A 20759-nucleotide genomic window follows, 5' to 3' on the forward strand; every position below is an offset into this window, starting at 1 on the left:
CCACCCCATGCCTGGACGGTGCGCCGCTCGCTTCGAGGATCTCACCTCTCACTCCTTCTGCGTGTTGTCGTGTCGTTGGCGCTGTCTGGTTCCGTAGGCGGCTCCCTTGACTGCGTCGTCGTCTTCGAGGCCGGATCCGAGGGCGCCGCCGATGGTGGCGATCGAGGCGAGGAGCCAGCTGAGTTCGAGGTAGTCGGCGACGGTCGCGCCGTGCCCGAGTGTCGAGGACAGGACGTGCGCTCGGAGGGAGAGCCAGGCAGTGAAGAGCAGCAAACCGAACAGGGCGATGTGGAGGACGATGACACCGATGGTCAGGGTGATGAGAGTCGCGGTGTTGTAGAGCCTCGAGCGTTCGCGTTCCTCGTCGGACTCGGGCCGCTCCCACAGTTCGTGGTCGATGACGAGCCAGAGGATGAGCGCCACCGTCGACAGGATCGTCGCCGCACAGAGGCGCCATCCGCCCATGGTGTCGGCGAACCACCAAATGGTGCTGGTGGACAATGCGAATGCGCCGGTGGCGAAGGCGCCGACGAGCACTTTGGACAGGCCGGTGACCAGCCGCCAGGGCCGGTTGGCTCGCACCATTCCCGAGAGCAGCCGGAGCCTGCGCAGTCCCTTCGGTGCGAGGTACAGGGTGCTGTTCTCGTGCTGTTCGGAGGGGAATCGTTTCGCGGCGCTCGTCGGTGCGAGTTCGGGTTCACCGAGGATGCGTGCGAGGGCGAGTTCGACGACGGTGGTGACGCGTCGAGCGAGGTCGATGCCGCCGACGGCGGCGATGGAGATCAGTGCGAACTTGTGATCGGCGCTGACCTCACCGATCACGGGGACGGTGTTGTCGCGGCGGGGGAGGTCGGTGAGGTAGACGACGATGTCCTCGTGGTCGGAGTCGGAGTCGGTGTCGACGGCGTCGATCACGTCGGTGAGCGAGGCGTGTTCGTCGGAGACGAGGGGTTGTCGGCGCACGGTGGTTGTCCATCGGCGGGGCGGTGATCCTCGTTCGCTGAGGCGTCGGGGTAGGTGGTCGGCGAGGTGGTCGGCGAGGTCTGCGGGTTTTCCGGGGTCGGCGATGAGCAGTACCGATACGCAGTCTCCCGGTGGACGGGTGGGTCCTTCTCGGTGTGGGTCGTGGTCTGTCATCGCCCGGTGCTACCCGGTCGATCGACCGACAAACGTGACGACTGGCCGCCCGTGATGGCTTTTCGCCAAGGCAGAGGTGCACGCGCAGATATCGAGCGGGCGGAGAACGCCGACACGGTCGACCTTGGGTGAGAACGCAGATTTCCGGCGCCGGGGATCTCGGAGCGCCCGAGGTGACACTGCGCGTCACAGTTGTCGTTCACGATGCGACCCTGTGGTCGAGGGCTGCCCGATCGCGAGATGCGCGGCGTGCAGTGCCGCCATCACCACCGTCTCGTGCGGGCCGACCGAGGGGATGCTCGGGAACATCGACGAGTCCATCACGTGGAGGCCGTCGATTCCGTGCACGGCGCAGTGGTCGTCGACCACGGAGAGCGGATCGGTGCCCATGCGGGCACTGCAGCACATGTGCGCCGACGTTCCGAGCCTGTCCACCAAGCGCTCCGAGCGAGCACTCTCGACCACGCCGAGCGACGACGCGAGCGTTCGAGCGAGGGTGACGCCGTCCAGCAGTCCAGCTCTGTCTCGTTGTGAAGTGAGGTAGCGGTATTCGATCCGCGGCGCGGCGAAAGGGTCGGCCGACACCGGCGAGATGCGTCCGCGCGAATCGGGTCGCATGAGAGCAACACCCAGCACCGGATTCATCGGCGGCAGCCCGGGTATCAGCTGGTCGAAAGATGCTGTGTAAGGGCGGATCTCCACATCGCCGACGTGCAGGACGACGTCGAGAGCGCGGGTTCGTACCTCGGACGGAGGTCGAAGCGGAACGTACGGCACCGTCACCTCCGGGTGATCACGAAACCCCACTCCCACGCCGGGCAGCGCATGGTGCACGTCCACGCCCACGCTTCTGAGCAGTGCAGGGTCGCCGATGCCTGAATGCATCAGAAGCAGTGGTGTTCTCACCGCGCCCGCGGTCAGGATGATCGTGTCCGCCCGGAGGACGAAGTCCCCGTCGTCGTCGATGCCCGTGACGCCGACCGCGCGTGTCCCCTCGAGAACTACCCGCGCGACACGGGTGCGCGGTCGCACGTCGACGAGATGGCGTACCGGCGCCAGATACGCGTGTGCCGTGGTGACGCGGTAACCGTCCCGAACATTCGAGGGCACGGCCATCCAGGCATCGGTGCCTCTTTCGGCTCGGCTGACGCACGAGAACCCGGCCGACGAGCATGCCCGGGCGAAGGCTCGGCCGATCTCCGAGTCGATACTCGCCGTGGGCACCATGTGCCGCTCGACGTCGTCGTAACGGCTCCGGACAGCGGGCCAGGACCATGTCGTCCGCGGCCAGGCGTCGAAGTCGGCAGAGGGGGCGCGGAGAAAGTACGCACCGTTGACGGCGCCGCTTCCCCCGAGGACTCGGCCTCTGGCCATGAATCCTGTCCGGCCGGCGGAGAGCTCGACCTCGAACGTGTCCACCCGCTCCGATCGGGGCCCGATAGGCAGCTGCGTCGCAGAGCGCAGATCCTCGGCGTCGATGTCGGACTTTCCGGCTTCGAGAAGTGCGACGGTGGCCCCCGCCGCAGCGACTGTCGCTGCGACAACGCATCCCGCACTACCGCCCCCGACGACGACGACGTCGAACGAGTCACCGGTGGTCACAGTCGGCCGTGCGTGTCGGGAGCCCACGATCGAACGGCTGCGGCGAGGGAGTCCCCCATGGATGCCACGAGCGAAGCGCCCTCGGCGGCGCTCGCACCCCGAGGGTCGCCCAGAACACCGTTGCTGGTGATCGCGCTCATCCCCAGGGTGCGTAGGCGCGGAAGCAACGAGGCGATCGGGGCGGTGATTCCCACCTCCACAGCAGACTCGTCCACCAGGTTCGGTGCGAGATGCATCATGAGGGACGTTTCCGTACGACCGGCGTGGGCATCGCCGCCGGCGACCGCGCAGGGAAACCATGCGACATCTCGGCCCTCGTATCGCAGGAGACCGACCGCGGAGACGAGGGACGACAGGTTGCCACCGTGGCCATTGACGAACACCACTCGATCGGCCCATCGGCAGATGGATCGGCCGTACTCGACGAGGACAGCGGTCAGTGCTTCGGCTCCGAGAGAGACCGTGCCGGCGAAGCCCTCATGTTCGCCGCTGGCCCCATAGGCCAGGGCAGGGGCGAGAAAGGCGTCATCGAGAGACCCCGCGACTGCTGCGGCGACGCGGGTGTCGGTGTCCAAGGGGAGATGCGGGCCGTGTTGCTCCAGCGACCCCACCGGCACCGCCACCAACCGAGCCCCGACTGTCTCGCGCGAGCGCATCGCTCCCAGGTTCGAGGACTGAGCGGGCCTCGACGACGACACGCTGAACCGCCCTACCGTCAGGACGACCGACGTGCGGAGGTCAGCACGGTGGTGGCAGCATCGGACACTGTCGGCGAGGGCACGCTCTCGCCCAGCCGGCGAGTGAACCCGTCCGGAACGACGATGTCCTGCGGGGTCAGGTCGTGGATCGAACTCTTGCCCATGCCGAGCAGCGCGCTGTCTGTGCCCATACGCAGTACATCCAGAACGTTCTCCACACCGGCCTGCCCGTTCGCGGCGAGCCCCCACAGATAGGCGCGGCCGATCATCACTGCGCGGGCACCGAGGGCGACGGCTTTGACGACATCGCTGCCGCGGCGGATTCCGCCGTCGAGTAGTACCTCGATCTCGTCGCCCACGGCCTCGGCGACGGCGGGCAGCATACGGATGGTGGCCGGTGTGCCGTCGAGGTTGTTGCCGCCGTGGTTGGAGACGGAGATGGCGGAGAAACCGGCGTCGACGGCTCGGTGGGCGTCGTCGATGCGGGAGATGCCCTTGAGCATGAACGGGCCGTCCCACTGCGCACGGAGCCAGGCGATGTCGTCCCAGGACGGCGGTGGAGTCTGCTGCCACATGCCGTACGCGCCGAAGAACGTGGGTAGCTGAGGTGCGCCGGCGGGCAGGATGTTCGGCGTCGTCAGGTCTGGCACTCTGCCGGTTCGTGCGAACTTGTACAGCCAGGCGGGACGGAGAATGCCCTCGGGTGCGAACTTGACCATGGCCGCGAGATTCATCTTCTCCGGAATGGCGGGGCTGCCCCAGTCGCGCCCGTAGGAGAACGACCAGTCGAGGGTGAGGATCATCCCCACCGCCCCGGCAGCTTTCGCCCGTTCCATGCGGGCGACCATCTCATCGCGGGTGCCGAGCCAGTAGACCTGGAAGAGTGTCTGCGGGTTGGCCGCCGCCACGTCCTCGACCGACTTCGATGCGAACGAGGACAGGCCGATGGCGGTGCCACGTGCCGCCGCCGCACGAGCCACGGCAACCTCACCGTCGGGGTCGACCGCCTGAACTCCCGTCGGCGAGATGATGACGGGCATGGAGATGTGCTGCCCCATCACCGTTGTCGACTGATCACGCTCGTGACAATGTCCGGCGACACTGGGTGCGAATCCGAGTTCGCCGAAGGCCGCGAGATTGTCGTCGTAGGTCGTGCCACGTTCGGAGCCGGCGATCAGTGCGGAGTACACCGATGCCGGGAGTCGCTTCTTCGCTCGTCTCTGAGCTTCGGCGACAGTCTCCATCCAGGCGGGTCGTGACCAGGGGGTGCGCATGGTGTCAGTCCTTCTCTCGGGGCATTCCCGCAAGGGGGCTCTCGTCACACAGTTTCGATGCCGGCGGCCGGCCTCCGGCCTTCCCGAGGGCCGGCCGGCCTCCGGCCTCCACGAGGGCGGGTGCGCCGTCGCGGCGGGTGAGCAGCGTCAAGGGGATCGACGCTTTCGGGGTGGAACGCTTGCCGGTGCGGGAGTGGTCGACACTCGACTTCGGCACGGTGCCGCGGTCGGCGGCGAGGGCAGATTCGCCGTAACCCTGCACGCATTCGGGGTCGGGGCCGTCCATGGGAAGGCCGGTGAAGAACTTCGCGGCCATGCATCCGCCGCGGCAGGCGTCGAAGTGCGCGCACTTCGTGCACGCGCCGGACGTCTGCGGTGAGCGCAGTTCCTGGAACAGTTCCGAGGTCTGCCAGACGGCCTGGAAGCCGCCCATGGTGGGGGTGGCGTCGCGGACGATATTGCCGGCGAGGAACTGTTCGTGAATGGCGAAGGGGCAGGCATAGACGTCGCCGATCGGGTCGATCAGGCACACCACTCGTCCTGCGCCGCACAGATTCAGACCCGGTAGGGCGTCGCCGAAGGCGGAGAGGTGGAAGAACGAGTCGCCGGTGAGCACACCCTCGCCGTTGGCGACGAGCCAATCGTAGAGCTCGCGCTGCTGTCCCGCGGTGGGATGCAGGTCGTCCCACACGTCCGCGCCGCGACCGGACGGACGCAGGCGGGTGATGCGCAGGGTGGCGTCGTAGGCGTCGGCGAGGGCCTTGAACTCGTCGAGCTGAGAGACATTGTGCCGGGTGACGACGACGGAGATCTTCGCATCGCGGAACCCGGCGTCTTTCAGGTTCTTCAGGGCGCGGACGGCCATGTCGAACGAGCCGGGGCCGCGGACGGCGTCGTTGACCTCGGCGGTGGCGCCGTCGATGGAGATCTGCACGTCGACGTAGTCGGACGCGGCGAGCCTGGCGGCGACCTTCTCGTCGATCTTGACGCCGTTGGTGGAGAACTTGACGCCCACCTGGTGGGCGGTGGCGTAGTCGACGAGCTCCCAGAAGTCCGATCGCACAGTCGGTTCGCCGCCGCCGATGTTGACGTAGAACACCTGCATCTTCTGCAGTTCGTCGATGATCGACTTGCACTGCTCGGTCGACAGCTCCCTCGGGTCGCGCCGCCCGGAGGAGGACAGGCAGTGCACGCAGGAGAGATTGCAGGCGTAGGTGAGCTCCCAGGTCAGGCAGATGGGGGCGTCGAGGCCGAGTTCGAACTGGTCGACCAGGCGGCCGACCGGTTGCTCGGGGCGGGCGAGGGTGGAGGTCATGCCGGGCCTTCCTTCACGGGAGTGGGAACGATCATCGTCGAGTCCGCGAGAGCGGCGAGTGCCTGCGCGTAGCGCGGTATCGCCAATTCCTCGATTCCCATGGCCGACATCGCGGATCGTGCATCCGGATGCGACGACAGCGAGGTGACCAGTGACACGATGACGGCGTTCTTGAGGAACGAGAGCTTGCGGGTCCCGAAGTGATACAGCAACGCCCCGAACGGTTCCGGGCGCAACGCGACCTGAGGATTGAGCTGCCACGCCAGGGCCAGGTCCACCGTTCGGGGCGATGCAGCGAGCACGTCGGTCACGGCCGACTCAGTAGACGCCGCACATACCGTCGATGGAGACTTCCTCCACCAACGACTCCTGGACCAACGGTTCCTGCTGCGACGTGTCTGTCGTCTCGGTGGGATCGCTGTGAGTCATGACGTACCTCCGGTCTCGGGTTTCTCGAACGCGCATTCTCGTGTGAGGTGCGTGAATTCACTGTAGGACCGAGAGAGGTTCAGGTGTCCGATGTTCCTCTGTGACAGGCCTGTTGGCGCCCGAGGACTGCCCGATCGGGCAGGTGCGGAACCGGCCGTCACGTTGCGGCGTTCGGCCCTAGGATCGATGCTGTCCCCGACAGATGTGGGAGAGGCCTGTGACCGCGACACTCCAACCATTCGATTCCCTCGCACCGTGTGCGCCCGGTGTATGGAGGCACGGCAACGTGACCGTCACCCGTTCCGACGATCGGATCGCCGGTGACATCCATATCGGGCGCAGCGGAGGCGTGCTGGAGGTGCGACACTCCCTGACCGCGGACCGTCTGAGCGATGCGCTGGTCGGAGAAGTCACCGACCGAGTGACAACCGCCGGCTCGAGCAGATCGGAGTTCGAAGCGATCATGGTCGGCCTCGTGCGGTCCACCGTCCCCGGTGCGGTCGCAGCGTGGGCCACGTACTATCGTAATTCTTTGGCAGAGTTGACATCCGGTACGTCCGCCTTTGCGCCGATTCATGCCTGCGCTGACGATCTGGTCGACGGCGACAGCGTGCTCGACCTCGGTTCGTGCTTCGGGTTCTTCCCCCTGCGGCTCGCTTCTCGCGGCGTGAACGTGATCGCCACCGATCTTCACGAGGGAACCGTGCGTCTGCTCGACGCCATGAGTACTGCACTGGGCCTCGACGTCGCCACCCTGGTGTGCGATGCCGCCTCCGTGCCTGTGCCCGACGGTCACGTCGACACCGTGACGGCGTTGCACCTCCTCGAACACGTCGACGTGAGATCGGGTGACGCGATCGTGCAGGAGGCGCTGCGCGTCGCACGCCGGCGAGTGGTGATCGCGGTGCCGTTCGAAGAGGAAGCCGAACGCTGTCACGGCCATGTCCGTACCTTCGATCTCGCCGCACTGGCATCCGCGGTCTCGCGCAGTGGCGCGCCCTTCGACGTGTTCGAGCACCACGGTGGCTGGGCCGTGCTCGACGCACGCTAGATCAAGCCGCCCTTGCTCGCAGCGTAGACGGCCTCTGCACGGCGACTGACGCCCAATTTGCGCATGATATTGCTGACGTGGAACTTGACTGTGGTGGCCGAGATGAACAGTTCGGTACCGATCCTGGTGTTGGACATGCCGTTCGCGAGCAGGCGCAGGACTTCGAGTTCGCGCTCGGTCAGTCTCCCGTCGGGTTCACCTCCTCGGTTCAGTGACCGCACCACGGCGGATGCACTGCGGGCGTCGAACGCGGACTCGCCGCGAGACACTGCACGGATGGCTCGCACGAGTTCGGTGGTGTCGACATCCTTGACCACGTAGCCGCGTGCGCCCGCATGAACGGCTTCGACGACGAGTCGTTCGTCGAGGAATGTGGTGAGCACGAGCAGGCCCATGGACGGATGCGACTTCGACAATTTCTTGCACAGGGTCAGACCCTCGTAATCCGAACTGGCGGAGAGCTTGAGATCCATCAGAACCACGTCAGGGGTGAGGTGAGCCGCCGTCGTGGTGGCTTCGTCGAGTGATGCCGCCTCGCCGACGATTCTCAGGTCGGGCTCACGTTCGAGGACGGAACGCAGACCCTGGCGCAGGATCGCGTGGTCGTCGACGAGAAGGATGGAGGTCATCATGCTCCGATCGGAATCGTTGCGGCGATGCGTATCCCGCCCAGGCGCGAACGTCTGACGTCGAAGGTGCCGTCGAACTCTCGTACGCGCGCCGCCATGTTCACGAGACCGCGGTGTGAGCCGCCGAGGTCGTTGGTCTCCGCGAGTCGCATCACGACGCGGAGATCGCGGGGATCGCCGTCGCCGTCGTCGTCGACTGTCAGCAACACCGAGTGGTCGCGATACGTGAGGCGGAGTGCCGCGCGGGAGGCGTTCGAATGCACCGCCGAATTGAACAACGCTTCACCGGCGATACGAAGGACCGCGTGCTCGAGGTCGCTCGACAACTCGACAGCGTTACCGACGGTGTTCACTTTGACCTGCAATTCGTCCGGCATGTGCACGACAGCGAGTTGATCGAGCATCTCCGGGAGTGTGGACCGATCAGAGTCACCCGCGTGGTTCAGCGCGTAGATCGCTGATCGCAATTGTTCGACTGCACGCTTGGTCAGGTCTTTCGCCAGATCGAGGCGATCTCGGCGTTCCGCGTCGGGGATCTCGCTGCGGCACACCTCGATCTGCATACCGGCGGACAGCACTGCCTGGGTGACACTGTCGTGTAGTTCACGGGCGATGCGGTGCCGCTCCTCGTCCACTACCTGGTGGCGCTGGACCGCGCCGAGCTGTCGCTGCGTGGTCTCCAGTTCAGCGTTACGCACCGCGAGGTCCGCCGCGGTGCGGCGGGCATTCTGGAACAGGGCCGAGTTCTGCAGCGCCACCGCAGTTTGCGAGGCGAGGATGCTCAGGACGGCCCCGTCGGTGGCATCGAGAGTCCGATGCTCACCGGTCCACGCGGCGAACGCCCCCACAGCGCCGCCCACCGAATCGATGGGGACGAACGCGTAGTGGGGTTCTATGACAATGCCACCCTGCACCCGCGCTCGGCGGATGTCGTCGAGGCACTTGACCACGTCGTCGGGCAGGGGAGGGCCCTCGACGTCGCCCACGAGAAACGGTGTCGCGTCGGGGCCCAGGACCAGGCGGCGAGGGCCGGCGTCCGGAAGTGCGCCGTCCGTGAGGGCGAAGACGACCCAGCGGGCGCCGAGGTGCGCGCGAGCGGCCTCGGCCACTGCACAGATCAGGGTCTCGGGCCCCTCGACCGTGCGGACGAGTGCACGCGACACCAGATCGAGGGCGTGGAAGATCCGTTCGGCCCGTTCGGCGGCTCCCCGGTATTGCGGGTAGTAGGTGCTCTTCGACGATCGCAGGCCGGTGAGGCGGGACAGGTCCGTCACCGGTTCGCGCTGAGTCACAGTGCTTTCCGGAACAGTGCTGCGATATCGCTCTGAGTGGCCGGCCGCGGATTGGTGGCCATGCAGGCGTCGCGGAGCGAGAACTCCGCGAGGCGCTCGACATCGGCGTCGGTGACGCCGATGTTCCCGAGTGTGCGGGGAACCCCGACGGCCCGCGCCAGAGTCTCGACACGATCCGCGACCGCGAACGCTGCCTCCGCGGCCGATCCGCGGGCCTCGGGGAGCCCGAGACTCGCGGCGACGGGCACGTACGGCCGGCCGTCGGCGCCTGCGTTGAAGCGGATGACATGCGGCAGAAGTATTCCGTTGATGACGCCGTGGGGGAGGTCGAGAAGACCACCCACCTGGTGACTCATCGCGTGCGCGGCTCCGAGGATGGCATTGGTGAACGCGAGTCCGCCCTCGAGGCTGGCCTGGGCCATCACGGTGCGCGCAGGAAGTCCGTCGGGGTCTGCGATCGTGTGGGCGAGAGTCTCGATGACGAGAGTGACCGCCCGGAGGGCATGGTGGTCCGTGAGGGGATTGTGGGCGAGCGAGACGAAAGCCTCGATCCCGTGCGTCAGGGCGTCCAGGCCGGTGGCCGCACTGAGCCATTCCGGCATGGTGGTGAGCAGTCGCGGATCGATGATCGTGATGTCCGGGACCAGTGCACGGCCGAGGATGGTGATCTTGGTGCCACGGTCGGTGTCCGTGACGATGCAGAACTGAGAGACATCGGCGCCGGTGCCGGCGGTGCTGGGGACCATCACGACAGGCGGGATGGGTGATTCGACCGTGTCGACGCCCTCGTAGTCGAGGATGCGACCGCCGTTCGACGCGAGGATGGCCACGCCCTTCGCCGCGTCCATGACGCTACCGCCACCGATTGCGACGAGGACGTCGCATCCGCGGTCGCGATAGACGACGTGGCCGGCCGCGATCTCGTGGTCTTTCGGGTTCGGGGTCGGGTCCGCCCACACCACCGGTGCCATGCCGTGCTCTCGTAATTCCTTCTCGATCGCCGCGACCCACCCTGCCTCGAGCAGTCCCACGTCGGTCACCAGGAACGGGCGCACTCCTCCCAGTCTCGCGACCGCGTGCGCGACCTCGCCGGTGGAACCCACCCCGAAGACGATCTCGGGGGCGTGGAACTTGACGACCCGGCCGACGGCGTTGACGTCACCGAGCGGAACGTCCAGGCCGGGAACAGTCGGGTCCGCCGAATGCGCCGAGGACGGTGCAGAGAATCCGGACATGTGATCCAGCTTACGGCGCAACGGCCTGTCGATACCTGCCCGATCGGGCAGGACCGTCACCGCAGAGCGTTGCCGAGTTCGGGTGCTCGGTCGATGAGTTGCCGAGCATCGCGGGCCACCACGACGCCGTCGCACACGTCTGCGTACTCGCGCATGGAGCACGATGCCTGGTCCCAGTACCGCTCAGATTCCGGGGTGATCCATGCCAGTCGGTGAACCCGGCGTGAGATCTCCTGAAGCCTGTCCACTCCCGCGGGGAGACCGTTGCATCGGCCGTCGCCGACGACGATGACGGACGTCCGTGAGGTGATGAACGAGCCGTGGTGGGTGAGTACCTCGTCGAGCACGCGTCCGTAGTCGCTGCTGGCTTCGAGGTCCAGTTCCGGACTGGACAGCACCGTGGCGAGAGCGTCGTCGCCTGTGCTTCGAGCCAACTCGTCCGTGACGTCGACCGGTCGGTCGACGAAGGCCAACACCGTGCATCTGTTGACCCGGTGGCGCATGCTCTGCGCGAGTCGCAGGGTGAATGCGGTGATGGGCCGAACGGACAAGGAGACGTCGGCGAGTACGAGCAGTCGAACCTGTTCCGGAACGGGGGTGCGCACGATCAGATGGAACGGCACCCCATCGGTCCGCATCCCGGCGCGCACGGTCCTGCGCATGTCGAGTCTGCCGCGACCGTGTTCACGAGGTCGAGGTCTGGGCGCCCCCCTCATCCGGCGGAGTATCTCCCGGCACGCCCCGTCCACGTCGACGCGAGACAGGGCGTTCGGATCGGCCTCCGTCGCGGGTGTCGTACCCCCCGCGCTGCGCGCCAGCGCATCGACGAAGGCCTCGATGGCCTCCGCGAGTCGATCGAGCTGGGTCCGAGTCATCTCCCCCGCGTCGAGTGCGTCGCCGTAGACCGCCGCGGGATCGTAGGCGTCCAGCCAGCCCAGAATCCCGTTCGGGTCGTCCCACCGAAGAGTTCCCCGCGACACGACCGCGTCATCGGACGACAACTCACCGACCGTCGCGCTGTCGGCACGGTCCACGTCCACGGTGAACGTGACTCCGCGGCGACCCGACGCGGAATCAGCGTCCACGGACACCTGAGAGTCGCTGCTCGTGAGGCTCAGATCGTCGTCGTCCTTGTGCGGATTGAACCCCTGCTCGGCATCGGGCGTGTCGAAGTGTTCGCCCACGTCGGCGGCGCGCTCGTTGAAGTCCGCGTAGCGGGCGGTGGTGTGCTCGTCGCCGGAGACCTCCAAGTCCGTGGGCAATCCGCCGGCCACCGCCGCCGCGCTCGCTGTGCGTCCTGGCTCGTCGATCGGGAGAACGGGATCGAAGAGCGCCGAGAACGCCAGGTCGAAGCCCTCCTGCTCGTGTGGGTACTTCGCGCACGTCGCGCGCAGTGCCGAGCGCAGAAGCGGTGTGTCGGAGGCGCCGATCAGGCCCAGAACCCGCCTCACCTCGATCACCTCGGCGGGCGACGCCGCGACACCGAATCGGCGGAGGAGCCGGCCGAACACGGCCGACAGAACGTCGAGTACCCGTGCCGGAGTGGCGGACGTGGTTGTCACGTCACGCCTTCTTCCCGACTCCGCCACGGTCACGTCCGCCGTGTCCGCGGAAAGCAGCGGTGGTGCTGTTGGGTGGTCGACTGGTGATGCTGGGCGGTGGACCCGAACGGTCGGCAGTGTCGTGCGGTGCAGAGGGCTCTCGTTGTCGCCGAACGAGTTCGACGTCGCTCACGTATTTCAGCAGTGCGGAGGACAGCAACTCCCTCGTGCGCTCGGTGTCGTGCTCCTTCAGGATCATCGCGGCTCGGGCTGCGTCGATGACCTCGGAGACCGACGGGCTCTTGCGCAGGGGCAGTTCCCGCATCGACCGAGCAAGGTCGACGACGTCAGCGACCACGGACTCCTCCACCTCCGGAGCGCGGGAGGAGACGATCTCGCGCTCGACCTCCGCGCTCGGGAAATCGACCGCGAAGTGCAGGCAGCGCCGCTTGAGCGCGGCGGACAGTTCACGAGTGTCGTTGGATGTCAGGATCACCCACGGATCGGTTCGCGCCCGGAAGGTACCGACTTCGGGAATGGTGATCTGCTTCTCAGCCAATACCTCGAGGAGCAGTGCTTCCATCGCTTCCTCTGTGCGGTCGACCTCGTCGATGAGCAGCACCACCGGCTGCTCCGAGAGGATCGCATCGAGGAGGGGTCTGACAGCGAGAAAGCCCTCGGAGTAGAGACCGAAATCCGTGTCGGACAGTAGGGCGGACGCTGCGGCGAGATCCGGTGCATCGGCGAGTTCGGCCCCCATGCGGTCCCGCAACATCTGGACGTGCAGCAGTTGCTTCGCGTAGTCCCACTCGTACAGCGCGCGATTGTCGTCGAGACCCTCGTAGCACTGCAGGCGGACCAGCCGACGCCCTCCCGCGAGGGCGAGCGCCTTGGCCAGTTCCGTCTTACCGACGCCGGCCGGACCTTCGAGCAACAACGGTCGATCCAGCGCGATGGCGAGATGCACCACCACCGACAGGTCGTCGGTCGCGATGTATCCGGTCTCCCGGAGCGATGCGCGCACGTCCGCGGGCGTCGCCAGATCCGAAGTGGTGTCCTGTTGTCGAACGAAGGGTCCGGCCGTGGTCATACTCGTGGTCCTTTCCGTGATCTCTCGAGTGTCAGTACGACTCGTTGATGGAGTGACCGACGACCGGAATCATCGACTCGACCGTGACCTCGCGGGGATTGCCCGGCGTGCACCAGTCGTCCTGGATGTGCTCGGAAATGGCGAGGACGGTCTTCTCGTCTCCGGTGATGACGTCTCCGCGGCCGGTGTACTTGCCCGTGTTCATCCGGTTCTTGTCGTACAGGCGGGTGTTCACCTCCCCGAAGTTGTCCGGGATGCCGACGTCCTTCGACAGTCGAATGGCCGCCTCGACAGCAGCGTCCGCCGCTTGCACGGTGGTGAGGTTGCGGGTGTCGACTCCCAGGGCGCCGGCCAGCTGCGCGTACCTCTCGTACCGGCTCGGCAGGTTGTACTCCCAGACCCGCGGAAGAGCGATGGCGTTGTTGAGTCCGTGGTGGCTGTCGAAGAAGGCGCTCACGGCATGCGAGATGGAGTGCACAATGCCGAGGCCGCCGGAGTTGAAGGCCTGCCCGGCGATGTACTGCGCGTTCATCATTCCTTCTCGAGCTTTCAAGTTCCGAGGTTCGTACACCGCTTCGCGAAGGTTCTTCGCGACCAGTTCGACGGAATACAACGCATTGCCCAGCGACGGCGCGAAGTCCAGCCGGGAGACGAAGGGCTCGCTTCCGTGGGCAAGCACGTCGAATCCGCAGTACGCGGTGAAGTGCTGCGGGCAGGTGTAGTAGAGCAACGGGTCGTCGATCGCGACGGTGACGATGGAGGCCTCGTCGAACGCCACCCACTTGTGGGGCTTGTCCATGTCGGAGGTGTCGGTGATGACGTAGGCCCACGAGGTCTCCGAGCCCGTACCCGCCGTCGTCGAGACGGCGATGTGCGGTGGGTTCTCTTTGTTGGTCGACTTGGAGAAACCCTCGAACTCGTTGATGTTGCGTCCGTCGTGCGCGATGACGACACGTGCACCCTTGGCTGCATCGTGACTCGAGCCGCCACCGACGGAGATGATGCTGTCGCACTTCTCCTTCTGGTAGAGCGCGGCGGCGTCCATGACGTTGTAGTCCTTGGGGTTGGACTCCACCTTGTCGAACAACACGACCTCGACGCCCTGGTACTCGATCTTCCCGATCAGTTCCTCGATGATCCCCGAACCCCGGAGGCCCGTCGTGACCAGAAGTGATCGCTTGAAGCCCAGGTTCTTGGCCTCGACGCCGATGATGTCGTGTGCGCCGACCCCGAGAAGGGCGCGAGGAAAGGGGTGGAACTCCTTGATCGGGAAGTCCCAGATCTGATTGAGCTCGATGGCCATGGTCGTCTCCTGTGGTCGGCAACGGTTCGACAGTCGATGTGACTGCCATCACCATCCCTGGGGAGTTCGACGGACGGCGGACTTCCCGCTCGAACTGACCTGTTGCGCACCGAGACTGTCCTTTCGGAGAGGTCTCGATGCTGGCCGAAACGAGTGCGCACGACCAATGAAGGCCCTTGCGACGCTCCGCGTGCGCGCTGATGTGCGCTGTGGCAGCAGGACCAGGGTGTGGTAGCAGCGAATGCTACCCCTGACTGTGTGACTGAGATGCTGTGCAAGACAGCGCATTGCGACATCGCGAGTGCTCGCCCCAGCCGCTCCGCGTCGAAAGAATGTCACGCGTCACTCGTGCATGTTCCCCACAGGGTCGACATCGGGGGCGTGACGGCGCGGACGGTCACGTCGAGTAGAACGACGTGAGAGTGTCGACCAGTTCGCGCAGTCCGATCGGCGGTTCATGTCTCCACCACGCGAGATGGACCGGGATGCTCGGTCCGTCCGTGATCGGTCGGTAGGTGACCCCGGATCGGGGATGGTGCAGGGCGGTGGCTTCGGCGGTGGAGCCCACTCCTCGGCCCGCCGCGATGGTGTCGAGCCACTCGTCGACGTCGGTGGTCTCGATGAGATCCGGTACGGGGTCGGTGCCGTCGTGGGTCCAGAGCGCGGGAGTCGTCGTACCCACTCGAGGGTCGACGACGAGCGTGCGACGGCCCACCTCGGCCATGGTCAGTGTCCGCCTGCGGCGCCAGAGTGCGTCGTCGGTCGCGAACGCGGCCAGTCGTCTCTCGAGTCCGACGACGACGGTGTCGAATCGAGAGGTGTTCACCGGTGTGCGGACGACGGCGACGTCACAGAAACCTTCCGCGAGTCCGGCAGTGGGGGAGTTGTGGCGTACGAGTTGCAGTTCGATTGTCGGATGCTCGGCGGGCCACGAACGCAGGAGTGGTGTGGTGTGACGACCGACCGCGGCCCACGCGTAGCCCAGACGTAACCGTCGGCGCCTGGTGCGAGCGATGTCGTCGAGCACGTCGAGTTCGGACAGGATGCGGCGCGCCTGTGGCAGGAGTTGCAGTCCGAGAGCGGTCGGTTCGCAGCCATGAGGTGTGCGACGCAGAAGTCTTTCGCCGAGCCGGTTCTCGGTGGCGGCGATGGCGCGAGAGACGGCCGCTTGGGACACGCCGAGTTCGATGGCCGCATCCGTGAACGACCCACAGCCGGCGACAGCGACGAAGTAGACCACTTCGCGAGACGACCACGTCATAACCGCAGAGCATACCCGGAGCGTTGTATGCATTTCAGTTCTGGCTGGAGCTGCTCCTACGGTTCTCGTCATGGTGCTCAGGCAACGTCCGTCGCAGGGTTCGCGAGTTCACATGGCCGGTGCCCGGCCGGAGAACGGCAGGCGCCGATCGGTGGGCGTGACGGCCGCGCTTGCTGGATCTGCGGCCAACCAGTCCGGCGCAGCGGCGGGCGCTCTGGCTTTTCCCGCGATGGGTCCCGTGGGCGTGGTCGCCGTGCGCCAGTTGGTCACGGCGCTGGTCATGGTGTTCGTGGCGCGGCCGCGCTTCCGTTCGATGACGAGCACTCAAGTGGTGGCGGTGATGGCGCTGGCTGCGGTGTTCGGCGTCATGAATCTGAGCCTGTACCTCGCCGTCGAGCGCATCGGTCTGGGTCTGGCGGTGACGTTGGAGTTTCTCGGTCCGTTGGCTGTCGCGGTCGCCGGGTCGCGCCGCGCCCTCGACGTGCTGTGCGCCGGACTGGCCGCCGTCGGTGTCATCGTTCTCGTCGGACCGAGCGGGACCTCCGACATCGCTGGTGTCGTCGCGGCTCTCGTCGCCGCAGCGGGGTGGGCGGGCTACATCCTGCTCAATCAGCGCGTGGGAGCGCTCTTCTCGGGCTTTCGCGGAACCTCGGCTGCGGCGATTCTGTCGGCAGTCGTGTGGGCTCCGGTGGCGGTGGCGTTGTTCACGGTGAATCCGCCGTCGCCGCGATTCGTGTTGTTGGCAGCGCTGTGCGGTGTGCTCGCCTCTGTGGTGCCGTTCGCGGTGGACATGGTGAGTCTGCGGCATCTCGACGCCGGCGCCTTCGGAACGCTGGCGAGTGTGAATCCCGTCTGGGCCGCGGTAGGTGGGTGGATCGTCCTCGGGCAGGTGCTGTCTCCCTGGCAGATGCTGGCTCTGGTGCTCATCGTCGCGGCCAATGTCATCGTCTCGACCACCCGGTGATCTCCGCGCTGGTTCGTACTCGGGGCGGGCCGGATGCGTTGTGAAGGCACGTCGCGCGGTCCGCTCCCCGTGACGCGACGTGCGCCCCGATGTGACCTCAGACTGCGATCACATGTCGGGACAACCCGTCCAGTGTCTCCCGTAGCCGCTTCTCGAACGTTCCCCGCAGAGCTTTGCCCACCGGGCCGACCAGCAGCGGGCTCGTGACGTCGAGGTCGATGGTGACGGTGGTCGTGTCACCGGACGCGTCCAACCCCAGGCGCATGTGGATCTTCGAGCCGGTCGAACCCTTGCCGCGGAAGACGACCTCGCTCGGCGGCCGGAACGATTCCACCTCGAAGGTGATGGTGTCGACCAGGGCGGCCACCTTGATCTTCTCCACCATCGTCGCGCCGACCTCGATCGTGCTCGGCGGCAGCTCTTCCCAGCCGGCGTGCAGAGCGTGCCAGTGCTCGAAGGTGGTCACGTCGGAGACGGTTTCCCAGACCTTCTGCTGGGGCGCGGCGATGTTCCGGCTCACGGATGTGGGGCTCATTCGGATTCCTTTCGGATGCGGTCGACGAGGCAATCAGGCCATGTCGTTGACTCGATGTCAATATTGACACGAAGTCAACGAAACCCTACGTTCGGTGTCACAGATCGCATCTCCGCTCCTCAGGGGCCCGACCGAGAGTGACACCATGACGACACTGACCGAGTCCTCCGCACCGACCACGGGCATCGACACCGGTGCCGAGGTAGTACGACAGCTACGCGACCTGCTGCCGCAGCTGAAGTCCGGTGCCGCGGCGAACGAGCAGGCGCGCAGGTTGTCCGAGGACACGGTCGACGCCCTCCGCCGTTCCGGCGCGTTCCGGATCGCAGCGCCGGCCCGTTTCGGAGGGCTGGAGACGAACTTGCGGACGATGCTCGAGGTGTCTGCCACCATTGCCGAGGGTGACGGCGGCGCAGCGTGGGTCACCACGCTCTCCAACATCAATCACTGGGCACTCGGAATGTTCACCGAGCAAGCGCAGTCCGAGGTGTACGCGGACGGGCCGGACGTCATCATCTCCGGCGTCGTGTCGCCCACTGCCACCGCGCGACCGGTACCCGGCGGTTACCGCGTCAGCGGCCAGTGGCCGTACGCCTCGGCCAGTCTGCACGCCACGTGGTGCACCGGAGGCGTGGTGATCCTGGACGAGGACGAGACGGTGATGGATCAGGGAATGGCGCTGATCCCCCGAACCGATTACCACGTCGACGACACCTGGTACGTGACCGGAATGCGTGCATCCGGCAGCAACACCGTCGTCGCAGACGACGTGTTCGTCCCCCACCATCGGATGCTCTCGATGATGGGTGCCTTCAGCGGTTCCTATGTCTCCGAGCGCACCGATTCCGCGTTCGCCAGGTCCGCGTTCGGCCCCATGCTGGTCATGGTCCTTGTCGGACCGCAGCTCGGAATGGGTCGAGCTGCACTGGAACTGGTGCGCACCAAGGCTGCGGGAAAGTCTCTCGCCTACACCGTGTTCGAGCGCCAGGCAGACTCGGTGGCGTTTCAGATGCTCGTGGCCGAGGCGGCTCTGAAGATCGACACCGCCCACCTGCACGCTTTCCGCGCAGCCGACGATGTCGAGCGGTGGGCGGACGCGGGGGAGTATCCGGACCTCCTCTCGCGGGCCCGTGTCCGCGGCGATGCTGCGACCGCGCTGCGCAGCATCAACGAGGCGCTCAACACGTTGCTCGATGCCACCGGCGCCGGCGCCTTCGCGGAGGTGAATGCGCTGCAGCGGATCTGGCGCGACTCGAACGTCGGTGCGCGCCACGCGGTGATGCTGCCCCGAGTGTCGATCGAGACGTACGGAAAGGCTCTGCTGGGGGTCGAGCTGCACGATCACATCACCCCGATCATCTGACGATCGCGGCCGTCACCTACTCACCTCGGGTCGGCTGTTCCCGATACAGTGACGTCGTGTCGCGCCCGCCTGCCAAGATGACCGCCCGGTCCGCCCGGGCGGCGGAGACCCGCCAGCGACTCATCGACACCGCCATCACGCTCTTCGCCGAGAACGACTACGACAAGGTCGGCGTCGGTGAGATCTCCAAGACGGCCGACGTCGCGCACGGGCTGTTGTTCCACTACTTCGGCACCAAGCGAGGCATCTACCTCGAGGCCATGCGATCGACCGCCGAGGCGATGGCGCGCGCGTTCGACGGCATCCCCGACGCAACCCCGGACAAGCAGATCCGGGCAGCGCTGACCGCACACCTGACATATCTGCGTGAACACCGTGGCCTGGCGCTGCGGATGGTTCTGGGCGGTCGAGGCGCCGATCCCGAGGCGTGGCAGGTATTCGAGAATGCCCGCACAGCAGCGCTCGTCGCCGCCGCTGCCATGCTCGGCATCGATCCCCACAACGACGCGATCAGGTTGGTCGGACGGACAGCCGTTGCCGCTGTGGACGAGACGAGTGCTCGGTGGCTGGAAGTGGAGAGTCGGTTCGACGTCGATGTCGTCGTCGACATGCTCGTCCACCTCATCGCCGGGTGCCTGAGATCTGTCCCGTTCCTCGATTCCACGGTCGACGTGGATCACGCGGTGTCCGTGCTACTCGGCGACTCCGCACCCGCGTAGCTCAGGTGGCATGGCCTGTGAGTGGCAGGATTGCCGGCGCCCCTCGACCGAACAGTGCCTCGCTTCCACATCGAAGCCGATCGCGCGTGCTCAGCTCGAAGGGTCGTCGAAGATTCCGGCTGACGCACGGTGGTGTGGTGGCTCCTGCTCCACGGCCGCGAGCACGCCGTGTGTGCCGGCCCGGTCGAGTGCGGTGACGACACCGTCGGCGAAGATGCCGTGCAACGCCGACGAGGGATGAAATCCGTCAGCGGCGAACATTCGATGTGACGGTTCGAAAGCCACGTCCGACAATAGAATTCGCGGACGCACGGCGATGAGTTCGCCGGCGATGGCATTGAACTCGTCGGCTCGGCGGCCGAGCACGGTTTTCAGCGGCGCGGGCAGGGCCGGGAACTCTGCAAGTGGGGCGAGCGGGATGAACAGGATTGCCGCCTGAGGGGAGGCCTCGATGACGCGGTCGAGCAGTGCGGACAACTGAGCCCGCCAGGTCGCCCGTGAGTGCAGATTCTTCGTGTCGTTCACACCGACCGAGACGACCACGATGTCGGCAGCTCCGAGCACCGCGTCGTCGACGAGAGCCGACACCTCGCGTGCGGTCGCTCCCGATCTGCCGATGATCGTCCACTCGACGGGTCTGCTCGTTCGAGTACTGATCCGTGTCGCGAGATGTCCACCGAGAGCATCGGCATGCTGGTCGACTCCCACGGCAGCGGCGAGGCTGTCGCCCAACACTACGAGCTGCACAGCCCGCCCATCGGTCTCGCCGATCCGGCCTTTCAGGCCGAGTGCCGCGGGCAGGCGGGGAGTGGAGCGCCGCACTCGGATGCCCTGGGCGAGGACGATCGCAGCTCGATGCCTGCTGAGCCATGCGAGGAGCAGAACGCCGGAGAGGGTCACCGTGCGCTTCGCTCGGCGGCGTCGGCCTTGATCTGTTCGAAGCGAGAGCCCATGGCAGCCGAGAGGGCCTCGGCCGCGCGAAGTGGTCGCACCATCACCATGAAGTCGACGATCCGACCCTCGTCGTCGTACCGAAGGAAATCGCACCCGGTCACGGTCAGTCCGTTCACTGTCGCCTCGAAGACGAACGCGTGGTCTCGACCGTGTACGTCGTGGATCTCCCGGCTGTAGTGAAAACCTTCGAACACCTGAAGGACTGTCCGGAGGATCGCGGAGACGATGGCCTTCCCTTGATAAGGGGCGAAGGCCACGGGGCTTCGGAACACGACGTCGTCCGCCAACATGTCGTCGACGGCATCGAGATCTCGCGCATCGATCGCCTGGCGGAAGGTCGTCATGACAGCCCCTAGTCAACTTGTTG

The 20759-nt window shown here is 66.3% G+C and carries 21 protein-coding genes; 4 read left to right on the plus strand and 17 right to left on the minus strand.

Features of this window, described 5'->3' with window-relative positions:
- Positions 1-48: 48 nt before the first annotated feature.
- The 7 genes from BR07_RS0120910 to mftA form a co-directional block, all read right to left on the minus strand.
- Positions 49-1137: a membrane protein gene (locus BR07_RS0120910; RefSeq protein WP_027507082.1), complete on the minus strand. Its 1089-nt coding sequence runs from the start codon at positions 1135-1137 to the stop codon at positions 49-51.
- A gap of 186 nt (positions 1138-1323) precedes the next feature.
- Entirely contained in the window at positions 1324-2739 is a 1416-nt protein-coding gene (gene mftG, locus BR07_RS25805; RefSeq protein ID WP_051613662.1) for a mycofactocin dehydrogenase MftG, read from the minus strand.
- Entirely contained in the window at positions 2736-3395 is a 660-nt protein-coding gene (mftE, locus tag BR07_RS0120920; protein ID WP_027507083.1) for a mycofactocin biosynthesis peptidyl-dipeptidase MftE, read from the minus strand. Before mftE ends, mftG begins: the two co-directional genes overlap by 4 nt.
- 59 nt (positions 3396-3454) lie before the next feature.
- Positions 3455-4711: a pre-mycofactocin synthase MftD gene (mftD, locus tag BR07_RS25810; protein ID WP_051613663.1), complete on the minus strand. Its 1257-nt coding sequence runs from the start codon at positions 4709-4711 to the stop codon at positions 3455-3457.
- 4 nt (positions 4712-4715) lie between these two features.
- A complete protein-coding gene (gene mftC / locus BR07_RS25815) occupies positions 4716-6026 on the minus strand; it encodes a mycofactocin radical SAM maturase (RefSeq protein WP_081821455.1) in 1311 nt (436 codons plus the stop codon).
- Positions 6023-6337: a mycofactocin biosynthesis chaperone MftB gene (gene mftB, locus BR07_RS0120935; RefSeq protein WP_027507084.1), complete on the minus strand. Its 315-nt coding sequence runs from the start codon at positions 6335-6337 to the stop codon at positions 6023-6025. Before mftB ends, mftC begins: the two co-directional genes overlap by 4 nt.
- 7 nt (positions 6338-6344) lie before the next feature.
- Complete coding sequence (gene mftA / locus BR07_RS26785; protein ID WP_155957132.1) at positions 6345-6455, minus strand: mycofactocin precursor MftA; 111 nt, start codon at positions 6453-6455, stop codon at positions 6345-6347.
- Between the two features lie 202 nt (positions 6456-6657).
- On the opposite strand from mftA, the gene mftM reads away from it, so the two are divergent.
- Positions 6658-7506 (plus strand): mycofactocin oligosaccharide methyltransferase MftM, encoded by an 849-nt coding sequence (mftM, locus tag BR07_RS0120945; protein ID WP_051613664.1) that lies wholly within the window; start codon positions 6658-6660, stop codon positions 7504-7506.
- Here the strand turns inward: mftM and BR07_RS0120950 are convergent.
- From BR07_RS0120950 to BR07_RS0120980, 7 genes are all read right to left on the minus strand, one after another.
- The gene (locus BR07_RS0120950; protein ID WP_027507086.1) at positions 7503-8135 is read right to left on the minus strand and encodes a MadR family response regulator transcription factor; all 633 of its coding nucleotides are present in this window, start codon (positions 8133-8135) and stop codon (positions 7503-7505) included. The two genes, mftM and BR07_RS0120950, sit on opposite strands and share 4 nt — an antisense overlap.
- Complete coding sequence (locus tag BR07_RS0120955; protein ID WP_027507087.1) at positions 8135-9427, minus strand: MadS family sensor histidine kinase; 1293 nt, start codon at positions 9425-9427, stop codon at positions 8135-8137. The genes BR07_RS0120950 and BR07_RS0120955 overlap by 1 nt, the downstream gene beginning before the upstream one ends.
- A complete protein-coding gene (locus BR07_RS0120960; protein WP_081821461.1) occupies positions 9424-10662 on the minus strand; it encodes an iron-containing alcohol dehydrogenase in 1239 nt (412 codons plus the stop codon). The genes BR07_RS0120955 and BR07_RS0120960 overlap by 4 nt, the downstream gene beginning before the upstream one ends.
- 56 nt (positions 10663-10718) lie before the next feature.
- The gene (gene madC, locus BR07_RS0120965; protein ID WP_027507089.1) at positions 10719-12224 is read right to left on the minus strand and encodes a MadC family VWA domain-containing protein; all 1506 of its coding nucleotides are present in this window, start codon (positions 12222-12224) and stop codon (positions 10719-10721) included.
- Between the two features lies 1 nt (position 12225).
- A complete protein-coding gene (locus BR07_RS0120970) occupies positions 12226-13293 on the minus strand; it encodes a MadB family AAA-type ATPase (RefSeq protein WP_027507090.1) in 1068 nt (355 codons plus the stop codon).
- 31 nt (positions 13294-13324) lie between these two features.
- Entirely contained in the window at positions 13325-14596 is a 1272-nt protein-coding gene (mdo, locus tag BR07_RS0120975) for an NDMA-dependent methanol dehydrogenase (protein WP_027507091.1), read from the minus strand.
- A 397-nt stretch (positions 14597-14993) separates the two neighbouring features.
- Positions 14994-15857: a LysR family transcriptional regulator gene (locus tag BR07_RS0120980; protein ID WP_027507092.1), complete on the minus strand. Its 864-nt coding sequence runs from the start codon at positions 15855-15857 to the stop codon at positions 14994-14996.
- A 70-nt stretch (positions 15858-15927) separates the two neighbouring features.
- Between BR07_RS0120980 and BR07_RS0120985 the strand changes: the two genes are divergently transcribed.
- Complete coding sequence (locus BR07_RS0120985; protein ID WP_231476468.1) at positions 15928-16821, plus strand: EamA family transporter; 894 nt, start codon at positions 15928-15930, stop codon at positions 16819-16821.
- 97 nt (positions 16822-16918) lie between these two features.
- Here BR07_RS0120985 and BR07_RS0120990 read toward each other — a convergent pair whose 3' ends face one another.
- Positions 16919-17356, minus strand: coding sequence for a type II toxin-antitoxin system Rv0910 family toxin (locus tag BR07_RS0120990; RefSeq protein WP_027507094.1), 438 nt, complete (start codon positions 17354-17356; stop codon positions 16919-16921).
- Positions 17357-17501: 145 nt separating this feature from the next.
- Here BR07_RS0120990 and BR07_RS0120995 point away from each other — a divergent pair, with 145 nt between their 5' ends.
- Together BR07_RS0120995 and BR07_RS0121000 are read left to right on the plus strand one after the other, a co-directional pair.
- Positions 17502-18719: an oxidoreductase gene (locus BR07_RS0120995; RefSeq protein WP_027507095.1), complete on the plus strand. Its 1218-nt coding sequence runs from the start codon at positions 17502-17504 to the stop codon at positions 18717-18719.
- A gap of 56 nt (positions 18720-18775) precedes the next feature.
- Positions 18776-19438, plus strand: a complete 663-nt coding sequence (locus BR07_RS0121000) for a TetR/AcrR family transcriptional regulator (RefSeq protein ID WP_155957133.1) — start codon at positions 18776-18778, stop codon at positions 19436-19438.
- Positions 19439-19528: 90 nt separating this feature from the next.
- On the opposite strand, the gene BR07_RS25820 is transcribed toward BR07_RS0121000, so the two are convergent.
- On the minus strand, positions 19529-20338 hold the full coding sequence (locus tag BR07_RS25820) for an SGNH/GDSL hydrolase family protein (protein ID WP_051613665.1): 810 nt from the start codon (positions 20336-20338) through the stop codon (positions 19529-19531).
- Complete coding sequence (locus tag BR07_RS0121010; protein WP_027507097.1) at positions 20335-20736, minus strand: nuclear transport factor 2 family protein; 402 nt, start codon at positions 20734-20736, stop codon at positions 20335-20337. The genes BR07_RS25820 and BR07_RS0121010 overlap by 4 nt, the downstream gene beginning before the upstream one ends.
- Positions 20737-20759: the final 23 nt, after the last annotated feature.

It is taken from the genome of Rhodococcus sp. UNC23MFCrub1.1 (assembly GCF_000686025.1).
GTDB lineage: Bacteria > Actinomycetota > Actinomycetes > Mycobacteriales > Mycobacteriaceae > Rhodococcoides.